Consider the following 10,144-nt stretch of genomic DNA (forward strand, 5'->3'; position numbering starts at 1 on the left):
TCGCGCGATGATTTCGTGTCCGACTCCCTTGCCGGACGATGTCAGGATGACCGAAGTGGCCCCATCACGCAAGCGCCGTTTCGCAGGTGCAGCAACTTTACGGTAAGCTGCTCAAATACCCCGTGATATCGTCCGGATCGAAGGCGCGACGATCGAAAAATGCGTCGTTGCCCAGGATCAACCGCCCCTGAGTCGATCCTGCGCCGATGCTGTCCGCGCCGATCGCGCCCTCCAGTTTCGAACTCGCATTGGGCAGCGGCGCACCCGATCCGGCCAGCGCCGCGCGGTAGATGTCGGGACGGAACACGCCTTGCGCGGCTTCTGCCTCCTCGGCCGAAAACGGCGTACCGTCCCAGCGTAGCATCTGCGAATAGAGCCACGCCGCCTGGCTGCGCCACGGGAAGTTCGCCGCCTCGCGGTACTGGAACATGAAGTCGGGGACGTGGATCGGCGCGGCATCCTTCACGATCCGCACCTGATCGCTGATCGCCCGCGTGACGGCATCGCGCGGCGCATCGAGATAGGCGGGCCGAGCGAGGATGGCCGCACTCGCATCGCGCGTTCCGGGATCGACGAAATGCGCAGCGGCCGCATGCAGCGCGCGGACCAGGCGGTGGACGACGTCGCCGCGCTCGTCAAGCGTCGCTGCGCGCATCGCCAGCACCTTCTCGACGCCGCGCCGCCAGACCTGCGCCGTGACCAGTGCGATCCGCCCGACGCCGCGATCGACCGCGACGCCGTTCCACGGCTCGCCGACGCAGATGCCGTCGACCTCGCCCGCCGCCAAGGCATCGGCGGCGAAAGTGGGGCTGGTCGTGACGATCTCGACATCGATATCCGGCCGGATGCCCACCGCCGCGAGCCAGTAGCGCAGCATGTAATTGTGGCTCGAATACCGGTGCACCACGCCGAACCGCAATCGCTGCCCCGCCGCCAGGCGCTCGACCGCGACCGCCTTCAGCCGCGCGCCGAGCATGACGGGATCGCCGAGCGCATCGCCGTCCATTACCTGCGCCGCGAGCGGTAGCGACAATGTGATCGCATTGCCGTTCAGCCCCAGCACGAACGGCACCGCCATCGGCACCGCGGGCCGCCCGCGCCCCAGCGCGGTTGCGATCGCCAGCGGTGCGACCATGTGCGCGGCATCGGTGTGACCGTAGAGCAACCGATCGCGCACCGTCGCCCAGGTCATGTCGCGCACCAGTTCGATCTCCAGCCCCTCGGCCTCGGCGAACCCCTGTTCGCGCGCCAGGATCGGCAGCGCGGCATCGACCAGCGGCAGGAACCCGATGCGGACCCGGTCGAGCGCCATCACAAATCTCCCATGAGTGCGTCGCTGGTGATGATCGCATCCGCGATTTCGGCAATTCGCCGGTTGGAGCGCATCGCCTGCGCGCGGAGCAGGCCGTAGGCGGTCGGCTCGTCGATGCCGCGGCGCTTCATCAGGATCGCCTTGGCGCGGTCGACCGTCGTGCGATCGGCCAGCGCACTGCGCGCCTCGTGCAACTCGGCCTGCAACCGCGCGAACGCCTGGAACCGGCGGATCGCGAGGTCGATGACGGGCTTGATCCGCTGCTTGGCGAGCCCGTCGACGATATAGGCCGAAACGCCGGCATCGACCGCGGCGGCGGTAGATTCCGCATCGCTCTGGTCGACGAACATCGCGATCGGCCGGGCGAGGGCGCGGGATACCGCGAAGAACTCCTCGAGCACGTCGCGACTAGGGTTTTCGAGGTTGATCAGCACCACTTCCGGCGCGGCTTTCTCCAGGGCGGCGACCATCCCGATCGTTCCATCGATCACCACGATATCGTCCAGCCCCGCCTCGCGCAGACCGTCCGAAATGATCGCGGCACGCGTGGTACTCGTGTCGATGATGGCGATGCGCATAGCCGAGGCTTATTACGCGCCGTCTCGATTGGCGAGGCCGCGTTAACGGGATCCCTGCAATTGTCGTATCAGCGGCTCGTTCAACCACACTGCCGCTCGCGACCGACGGTTCCTATCGGCGCGTCGGGTCGCCTCAAAATGATCAACCTAAGCGAGGACCCTCACGTGAACGAACGTCCAAAGCTGGGTCACGTAAAAGCTACTGGGAACGTCTGGTTGTGGGTCTTCAAAGCGGTACCGTCTACCGCACATCCTTCGTGTCGAGCCTGCCGCCCGTACATCCTAGAACGGGCGGCCCTTTAAGCCTGACGTGCGGCGGGAATATCACTTGGGGAAATGGATCCCACAAAGCTTATTGCCATCGGGGTCGCGAAAATAGGCGAGCTCGATCGTCCCCATCGACGCAGTCTCGCGTGGGCCAGGCGGGGCTTCGATCGAGGTGCCGCCATTGGCAACCGCGGCATCGTGAAGCTGCTTCACCTGCTCAGGTGAGTTGCATGAAAAGGCGACGGTACTGCCGTTCGCGACGGTCGCAGGTTCATCGTTTATCGGCTGGCTGACGATGAAGTTCGTTCCGTTGCCATTATTGTAGATGAGCCGGGTGTGGCCGCTGTCGGCGATATTTCGCATCGGTTCACCGACGCCGAGTGTCCCGAGCACCGTATCGTAAAAATTCTTCGATCGTTCGATGTCGTTCGATCCGACCATGGTATGAAACAGCATGCTTGTTCTCCTGCTTAAGGCGTTATTCTATAGATACGGGTGAAGTGGACGCTACGGGCGGTCATCCAGTTCCGAAACACCGCTTTGCCCGTCGGCGTAGGCAGCCATGAAGGCCGGCCTGGTCTGCCACCGCCGCCAGAACGCGTCGATATGCTCGAAACGCTCGTCCAGTGGGGTGGCGTTCACCGGGTACTTGGAAAACGCGATCGCGGTGGCCAGCGTGATGTCTGAGAAAGTTGGATGGTCTCCGCCAAGTAGCCACGCCCGCCCGTCAGCAAAATGCCGGTCGACCAGTGCAGCATGCGCTAGCGCCACCTTGCGCGAATGCTCACCCCATGCGGGGTTGTGCGTCAGCTCCAACTTGGGCCCGAGGCCCTGGTGCAGGACGTGGAAGGCGGTGACGATTGGATAGAGGATGTGGACCCAGACCCGGTTGTCCCACATCTGATCAAGGCCGCGCTCGATCGGCGTCTGGCCCATGATCTTGCGGCCTTCGAAGCTGTCGTCGAGGTAGCGCGCGATAGCCGACGTCTCGCTCAAAAAGGACCCGTCCGCCAGCACCAGCGTCGGCGTCTCGCCCCACGGGTTCATCTTCAGGTGTTGCCACCCGCGCTGCTCACCCCCAGGCGACATGTCGTACACCGTCTCGGCAAACCGGTCGGCGATGCCTTTCTCGTGCATGAAGATGCGCAGCCGCTGCGGATTGGGGAAAGCGGAGGGGGAGGTATAGAGCGCCAGCTTTTCGGCCATTGGAGGTCTCGCTTTCATCGATCATATTGTCGATCACATCACCTGCCTGTCAGATGACAGGTTTACATCTGTGACGCAAAACTTGCCCCGTCAACCCCTGTCTGCCATATGACAGGTGGAGGCGTGATTATGGCGGCAACGACGAAGGAGAATGCGCGGGAGGCCATCCTGCTGGCCGCACGCGAGGCGGCGATGACGCGCGGCTATGGCGGCATCAACTTCCGCGACCTCGCCGCGAAGGTCGGCATCAAGGCCGCCAGCATCAACTATTACTTCGCCAACAAGGCGTTGCTCGGTGAGGCGGTAGCGCGTCGCTATCAGGAGGATATTGCCCGCGACCTCGAGAAGATATCCACCGACGCGAAGGACGCCTGGGACGCGTTACGGCGATACCCGAGCATTTTTCGGGCGTCGCTGGAGCGTGACAATCGGATGTGCCTCAGCAGCTTCATGGCAACCGAGCGTGACGAACTGCCTGAGCCGGTTCTGAAACAGGTACAGGCTTTCGCTGACGTCAACGTGGCGTGGCTCAGTAAACAGCTTGCCGCCGCAGCGATTGGCTTGCCTGAAAGCGTCGAGGCAAGAGCGCGAGCAATCTACGCGGCGGTTGCCGGCGCGCAAATCATTGCCCGCAGCAGATCCGACATCGCCGTATTCGATGCTCTGATCGAAAGCTACCGCGCGGCGGGGCCGCTCCCGAGCTAGCTCCTTGTGCTGTCCTAAATCTCGTAGCTGCACGCTCGACAGACATGAACCAATGACCGGTATGGGGATTGGCGAGGTGAAGGCTAAATGACCGTTTCTGGGTCGACGTGGTGATGAGTAGGGCCGGTACCGACCGGCCCCACCGGTCACTTCTTTTTCTTGTCGGGGCGCTGAGATAAAGCAGATCCAGCAGCTGTTTTTGAGTCCTTCCCGGTTCGTCCGTCTTTGAGGACCTTCGAGGCGGCCTTGCCAGCCTTTTCGCTCGTATGCTCGTTCTTCGCCATCGTTTGGCTCCATCAGACACCATCTTGTGATGCATTTGGAAAACTGTATATTAGTAGATTGATTCCTGACTTGTTCTTACGGAATGAAAGCATCGGAGGACGAGATGGATGGTTGTCTGCTTATGGACAGCGGTGCTGTTGCGTTGAACATCTGAGAATGGGTATCCGCTGACGCAAGGTCCTGTCCGGAAGCCTCGCGCGATCTGCCACCTTGTCGCCTTAAAGACCTTGGATGATCCGCCAAGTTTCGTTCCGGGCCGGCGAAGGAAGGCAGGCCGGAGATCGGTAGGAGGCTGGAAGTTGCGCTTCAGAGTATTTGCGAGCAGACTTCTACGACTAGGCGTCGTTGCCCTATCCTCCAGCGGGTCCGCCATACATGCGGGCGACGGGCATCGTACCGCGACAACCGCTGTAAAATCGAACGCTGCACAGAAGGTTGATTGGGCGCCTGTAGTTGGTGGGCGTCTTCCGAACGGTGTACGCTATGCGATCCTCCCAAGGCAGGGAGACGAACCTGGGATAGGCCTCCTCATGCGAAACGAAGGTGGCTTCATCGAGGAGCAGCGGCCGGGCGAGCGCGGGCTGACACACCTTATCGAGCATCTCGTATTCGTCAGTCCAACGTTGAACGCGCCGAACGATCTGCATTATCTGCCGAAGATCGGTTTGCCGCTGACTTTCCCCGCACCTTCCGCCGGTACGACGAGCTGGCGCGAGACCAATTACTTCGTGTCGACCAAGACGACGCGGACGGCCGACCTAGACACATTGCTGCGTCTGTTCCGCGAGGTCGCGACCGATCTCACGTTCAGATCCGATGCAGTCGACGATCAGCGTGCGGACGTGATGCGCGAGATGGCCGGCAGGAAGCCCGGCAACGTGATCTACGCCGACTACATCGCGGACGTAGCACCTGGATCTCCGACCGACGTGATCGATGGGCAGAATTCTGACGACGTACCGACAGCGAGCGTGGAAACGATCCGCGCCCTATACCGCCGCCTGTACCGACCAGAAAACATGATGGTCGTGATCGTCGGAAACGTCGATCCGACCACCGCGAAGGCTCTTATCGCCCAGCGTTTCGGGAGTTGGAAAAGCATCGGGTCGCCGGTCGTCCACGTCCCTGTTCCGCGCTTGCGTTACGATCGCATCGCGCCGATCAGTTTCTCGGCTCTGCCGCAGGGGCGCAGGACGGCGCTGATTACTGTGGCAATGCCGACACTTTCGTCACGCGGCCCCAAAAGATCGCAGATGAACGCAGAGCTCATGGACAGGCTGGCGATCCGCGCGGTCAACAATCGACTGGGCAGAGCTCAGCCACGCAGTCCGTCCGGAAAGGTCGGAATGTTCATCGAGAATGGCGAGCAAGGCCACCGGCTTATCATGCTGTGGGACAACTTCACGGGCGACGCATGGCAGCCCGCACTGGTCGACCTAAAACGTACCACATGCGGACTGGGTACGGCGGGCTTCTCTGCGGACGAATGGGACAGGGCGAGGCGTGACCTGATCCAGGAGCTCGAGCAAATTACCGGAGACATGGGCCACGCCAAGAACGTTGAACTGGCAAAGGATCTATCTCACGCCATCGCCGCGGACAAGGAACTGATCGCACCGAGCTCTTTGCTGCGGCGTGCTCGGATCTGGTTGCCGACGATCAATGCGAGCACCGGGAGTGCCTGGTGGCGTCGGCAATGGCAAAGCGGCCACGAACATGTCCGGGTCGAAGCACCGGAGCTCGCCCGGGTGGTGGACCCCCGTCAGGCGATACGGACCGCGCTCGATGCAGCATCGTCGGGGGCCGCCTGCCGCCCACTGCGGCACTAACCGAGCAAGAACAAGGAGACACGGATGGCCATCGTCCTCATCATCGCAGCGCTCGCGTCGCAGACCGGGCCCACGACGGTCGTTCCAAACGTGGTCGGTTTTGACCTTGCCAAGGTGCGCCCCAGAGAACCGACGTGCCTGGACCGAGGGCAATCGGACGAGATCATCGTGTGCGCTCCAAAGGGGATGGACATCTGGCTGGGTGACGTAAGCGGATTTGCTGCCAAGCCCCTCATTGCCGAATTCAAAGGGCCGTTGAACGCCGACACGACCATCCACGTCATTCAGCAAAAGAGCCCCGTTGCCACGACCCCGGCAGCGGCTGTGACATTCAAATGGCGTTTCTAGTAGCTCCCTGTCGCGGAAAATCTCGTTTTCAACTGCTATCCAGACTGGACCGCGTCTGCGGTCGAAAACCGTATAACGATCTAGGCCATGGCCGTGGTGCGTCCGCCAAGACGTGTTTCCAGATTGTTATGATCAGACGACATTAAAAGCGAACAGGGAGACCATCTGGCCGGCTAACGCATCGAGAACGAACCAGACTCTGCTCATGCCCTTCCCATTTCCCGAAAGCGCCGCATTCCGAACACGATGGCTCGCTCCACTCTGACCAACCCATTCGCGAGACCGTCACGATGATCGAATACCACACACTTCGTGATCCCCGACCCACGAGGTGCCAGTTACAGGTTGTTGCTTATCGGACGGCGCTCGCCATTCTGGCAGGGTGTGCGGCATGTTCCGGGGAGGGAACGGCTCAGGAGATATCTCCGGAGGCACCATCGTCCGGCAAGGACGACATCGTCATCACGGCTCAACGGATCGCCGGTAGCGCGGTTGGAGCGGTAGATCCGACCGCGACCTTGGATCAGGCGGCGATCCAGGCGCTGGGAGCGACCGATCTTAAGACTTTGCTCGAACGCCTGAAAACGCTCACGACGTCGGCGAGCGGCGGTGATCCGGTCTATCTGCTTAACGGTCGGCGGATGTCGAGCATGAACGAGCTCTACAGCCTGCCGCAGGAAGCGATGGAGAAGATCGAGGTCTTGCCGGAATCCGAGGCTGCACGCTTCGGTTTCCCCGCCACTGTTCGCGTAATGAACTTCATCACCAAAAAGACGTTTCGCGCCGTCAAGTATCAGCAGGCCACCGGCACCACGACGGAGGGTGGGGGCGAGACGAACTATGTCGAGGTAACCGCTGCCCGTATCGACGGCCCGCGCCGCGCAACGCTGACGATGTCGCATCTGCGGCTCAACCCGATTCTACAAAGCGAACGGGCGATCGTGCCCGATCCGGACACGCTGTATGCGCTTGGCGGCAACATCACGGGGGTAGGCGGGGGGAGTATCGATCCAGCGCTCGATGCTCTGGTCGGTAATCCGGTTACGATCGCCGCGGTGCCGAACGACCCAGCAAGCCCGCGGACTCTGGCGGGATACGTCGCCGGCGCAGGGGTGCCCGCGGTCACCGATGTCGGCCGCTATCGCTCGCTCCAGCAGCGAAACGACAGGATCTCCGTCGACGGCACGGTCGCCGCGCCGATCGGCAAGTCGATGAGCGGGTCGCTCAACCTGTCGATGGAGGCGCAAAGGAACACTGGCTTGAACGGCTTGGCGCCCGCCCTGCTCACGATACCGGGAGGGAGCGGCGTGCTGCCCTTTGCTGATGATGTTCTGCTCTACCGCTATCTGCCCGACGCGGTGCTCCGGCAGCGGAACACTAGCCTGACTCTGCACGGTTCGGGTCTGGTACAGGGCAGTATCCGGCGCTGGGGGTGGAACGTCACCACCAGCTACGACCGGGTGCGGGGGCTGGCACGTTCGCAACAAGGCGTCCCGATCGACGACTTGCAGGCCTCGATCGATGCGGGCGGTGATCCGCTGGCAATCTTGACCCCCGAAGCGACCGCGCTGCGTCAGGACTATCGAAGCCGGACTGTGACCGGCACATTGCTGACGAAGGCGGTCGCGAACGGTCCGCTGGTCAAGCTGCCGGCCGGCGACGCGCAGATCACGCTGTCGGGCGATTACGCACGGTCAAGCAGTTCGGGCAACCTGCCGGGTTTGCAGCAATCGACGCTGGATCTCACGCGAACGACGAAGGGGGCAAGCGTCAACGCGGATCTTCCGATCGCCTCCGCCAATCAGGACGTGCTCGCGTTCCTCGGGCAACTGTCGGTCAACGGCATGATCGGTGTGTCGGACGTATCCGATTACGGTCGGCTGGTCAGTTCCAACTACGGTCTGACATGGTCGCCGGTGCGACCGATCCAGCTGATCGCGTCGGTCAACGAAGCGCAGACCCCGCCGGCGATCGCGCTGTTGACCAATCCGACGGTCACCACGCCAAACACGCCCTTTTTCGACTTCACCACCGGCACTAGCGTGCTCGTCACGACGATCGCCGGTGGCAACCCTGCCTTGGCTCCGGAGCGACGACGGATCGTCACGCTGGGCGTGGCCGTATCGCCGATTAAGGCAAAGGATCTGCGGCTTACCGCAAATTATCTCGAAACGCGCATCGGCAATCAGACGACGACGTTGGGCAGCGCCACAGCGGCATTCCAGAGCGCGTTTGCCGACGCGTTTCAGCGCAATGCCGCAGGGCAACTCGTCAGCGCCGACCTCAGGCCGGTTAACATCGCGCGCGAACGCGAAAAGAAGATGCAGGTCACGCTCAGCCTGTCGACGCCGATCGGTCGTACCCCCCGGCCGCCGACGCCGCCCGCCGGCACCGCCGCGAAGGACGGCCCGCCGCCAGCCGCGCCCAAGCCCAGACCGCAAATCTATGTGTCGATGACCACGACGTGGCGGCTCGACAATCGCCTGTCGTTGCGCAGCGATTTACCGGCGCTGGACCTGCTGGATGGCGACACGCTGACCGGCACCGGCGGGCGGCCCCGCTGGGAAACCGAACTGAACCTGAGCGGATCGCTCGGGGCTGCGAACATTGGGCTGTACGGCCGATTGCAGGGGCCGACCCAAATCCGCAGCGACCTGGCAGCGTCGGACCTCCGCTTTTCGGGCCGGACGTGGCTCGTGCCCTACGCATCTCTCAAGGTCGATCAGATCGTTAAACGTCCCTGGGCAAAAGCCATGATGCTGCAGTTCACGGTCGAGAACCTGTTGAACGATCGGATCAACGTGCGCGATCGGCTCGACCGCGTCCCAAACCGTTTCCAAGCCGCATACATCGATCCGTTAGGTCGCTCCGTCCGGCTCGGTCTGCGCAAGCTCTTCTGAGACGTGAGCCTCGTGGATTACTGCAAACGGTGGGTATTTGACGCGGCTCTAGCTTGCTGGATCGGTTCCTGCGGCTTTAGAGCACAATATGCTTCGACGACCGTCCTCCCGATTGTTGGTTCTTGATCCAGGCGATCGCGTTTTGCTGTTTCGCTTCGAGCATAAAAAGGGCGCCCTTATCGGGCAAACCTTCTGGGCTACGCCCGGAGGCGGCCTTGCCGAAGGGGAGGCATTTGAGCAGGCGGCTATCCGTGAGCTGTTTGAGGAAACAGGTGTCGTGGTCGAAACAGCGGGCCGCCAAGTCGCACAGCGGCTCGCATCCTTTGTACTACCTACTGGCGAGATAGTTGAGGCCGACGAGCGATATTTCGTTGTTCGGGTCCATCAAAGTACCGTGTCGACCGCCAATTGGACCAAGATGGAGCATACCGTGATATCCGTCCACCGTTGGTGGAGCCAAGCAGAACTTGAGGTAACCGCCGAACAGGTCTGGCCTGAACATCTGTGCCACGTGCTCATCGAAACCGGGGAGTGGACCTCGGCCCCGCAGTGATTGGTCAGTTACGCTATCGCCGTAAAGACTGGCTTCAGGTCGCAGCGGACATGAACGAATGGCGGAAGTTGGGAGGTCAATATTCGCTTGGGAATGACCGGTTGTGGGTCTTTTTAATTTTAAACCGAAAGATCGGTGCTATGTTGTAAAAGCTCCTGCTG

10 protein-coding genes are annotated in these 10,144 nt (G+C 61.9%); 5 read left to right on the plus strand and 5 right to left on the minus strand.

Going from position 1 to position 10,144, the window contains the following annotated elements; genetic code table 11:
- Positions 1 to 97 precede the first annotated feature (97 nt).
- The 4 genes from IFT87_RS08460 to IFT87_RS08475 form a co-directional block, all read right to left on the minus strand.
- The gene (locus IFT87_RS08460; protein ID WP_192008131.1) at positions 98 to 1,312 is read right to left on the minus strand and encodes a CmpA/NrtA family ABC transporter substrate-binding protein; all 1,215 of its coding nucleotides are present in this window, start codon (positions 1,310 to 1,312) and stop codon (positions 98 to 100) included.
- Entirely contained in the window at positions 1,312 to 1,890 is a 579-nt protein-coding gene (locus IFT87_RS08465; RefSeq protein WP_192008133.1) for an ANTAR domain-containing response regulator, read from the minus strand. The genes IFT87_RS08460 and IFT87_RS08465 overlap by 1 nt, the downstream gene beginning before the upstream one ends.
- Before the next feature lie 324 nt (positions 1,891 to 2,214).
- Positions 2,215 to 2,613, minus strand: coding sequence for a VOC family protein (locus IFT87_RS08470; RefSeq protein ID WP_056679234.1), 399 nt, complete (start codon positions 2,611 to 2,613; stop codon positions 2,215 to 2,217).
- Positions 2,614 to 2,664: 51 nt separating this feature from the next.
- Positions 2,665 to 3,363, minus strand: coding sequence for a glutathione S-transferase family protein (locus tag IFT87_RS08475; protein WP_192008135.1), 699 nt, complete (start codon positions 3,361 to 3,363; stop codon positions 2,665 to 2,667).
- A 129-nt stretch (positions 3,364 to 3,492) separates the two neighbouring features.
- On the opposite strand from IFT87_RS08475, the gene IFT87_RS08480 reads away from it, so the two are divergent.
- Positions 3,493 to 4,068: a TetR/AcrR family transcriptional regulator gene (locus tag IFT87_RS08480; RefSeq protein ID WP_056679240.1), complete on the plus strand. Its 576-nt coding sequence runs from the start codon at positions 3,493 to 3,495 to the stop codon at positions 4,066 to 4,068.
- 146 nt (positions 4,069 to 4,214) lie between these two features.
- Here the strand turns inward: IFT87_RS08480 and IFT87_RS08485 are convergent, their stop codons facing one another.
- Positions 4,215 to 4,352 (minus strand): hypothetical protein, encoded by a 138-nt coding sequence (locus tag IFT87_RS08485; protein WP_165895571.1) that lies wholly within the window; start codon positions 4,350 to 4,352, stop codon positions 4,215 to 4,217.
- Positions 4,353 to 4,883: 531 nt separating this feature from the next.
- On the opposite strand from IFT87_RS08485, the gene IFT87_RS08490 reads away from it, so the two are divergent.
- From IFT87_RS08490 to IFT87_RS08505, 4 genes are all read left to right on the plus strand, one after another.
- Positions 4,884 to 6,182 carry a M16 family metallopeptidase gene (locus IFT87_RS08490; RefSeq protein ID WP_192008137.1) on the plus strand — a complete coding sequence of 433 codons (1,299 nt, stop codon included), beginning with the start codon at positions 4,884 to 4,886 and terminating at the stop codon, positions 6,180 to 6,182.
- A gap of 24 nt (positions 6,183 to 6,206) precedes the next feature.
- The gene (locus IFT87_RS08495) at positions 6,207 to 6,530 is read left to right on the plus strand and encodes a hypothetical protein (RefSeq protein WP_192008139.1); all 324 of its coding nucleotides are present in this window, start codon (positions 6,207 to 6,209) and stop codon (positions 6,528 to 6,530) included.
- Positions 6,531 to 7,048: 518 nt separating this feature from the next.
- The gene (locus IFT87_RS08500; RefSeq protein ID WP_206757225.1) at positions 7,049 to 9,430 is read left to right on the plus strand and encodes a TonB-dependent receptor domain-containing protein; all 2,382 of its coding nucleotides are present in this window, start codon (positions 7,049 to 7,051) and stop codon (positions 9,428 to 9,430) included.
- Positions 9,431 to 9,518: 88 nt separating this feature from the next.
- Positions 9,519 to 9,983 carry an NUDIX hydrolase gene (locus tag IFT87_RS08505; RefSeq protein WP_192008141.1) on the plus strand — a complete coding sequence of 155 codons (465 nt, stop codon included), beginning with the start codon at positions 9,519 to 9,521 and terminating at the stop codon, positions 9,981 to 9,983.
- Positions 9,984 to 10,144 lie beyond the last annotated feature (161 nt).

Source organism: Sphingomonas sp. CFBP 8765 (assembly GCF_014841445.1).
Lineage (GTDB): Bacteria > Pseudomonadota > Alphaproteobacteria > Sphingomonadales > Sphingomonadaceae > Sphingomonas > Sphingomonas aerolata.

Excerpts from the sequence above, each read along its gene's own strand:
- IFT87_RS08460 (WP_192008131.1), bottom strand. The coding sequence starts at position 1,312 with ATGGCGCTCGACCGGGTCCGCATCGGGTTCCTGCCGCTGGTCGATGCC.
- IFT87_RS08485 (WP_165895571.1), bottom strand. The coding sequence starts at position 4,352 with ATGGCGAAGAACGAGCATACGAGCGAAAAGGCTGGCAAGGCCGCCTCG.
- IFT87_RS08480 (WP_056679240.1), top strand. The coding sequence starts at position 3,493 with ATGGCGGCAACGACGAAGGAGAATGCGCGGGAGGCCATCCTGCTGGCC.
- IFT87_RS08465 (WP_192008133.1), bottom strand. The coding sequence starts at position 1,890 with ATGCGCATCGCCATCATCGACACGAGTACCACGCGTGCCGCGATCATT.
- IFT87_RS08470 (WP_056679234.1), bottom strand. The coding sequence starts at position 2,613 with ATGCTGTTTCATACCATGGTCGGATCGAACGACATCGAACGATCGAAG.
- IFT87_RS08505 (WP_192008141.1), top strand. The coding sequence starts at position 9,519 with ATGCTTCGACGACCGTCCTCCCGATTGTTGGTTCTTGATCCAGGCGAT.
- IFT87_RS08490 (WP_192008137.1), top strand. The coding sequence starts at position 4,884 with ATGCGAAACGAAGGTGGCTTCATCGAGGAGCAGCGGCCGGGCGAGCGC.
- IFT87_RS08475 (WP_192008135.1), bottom strand. The coding sequence starts at position 3,363 with ATGGCCGAAAAGCTGGCGCTCTATACCTCCCCCTCCGCTTTCCCCAAT.
- IFT87_RS08495 (WP_192008139.1), top strand. The coding sequence starts at position 6,207 with ATGGCCATCGTCCTCATCATCGCAGCGCTCGCGTCGCAGACCGGGCCC.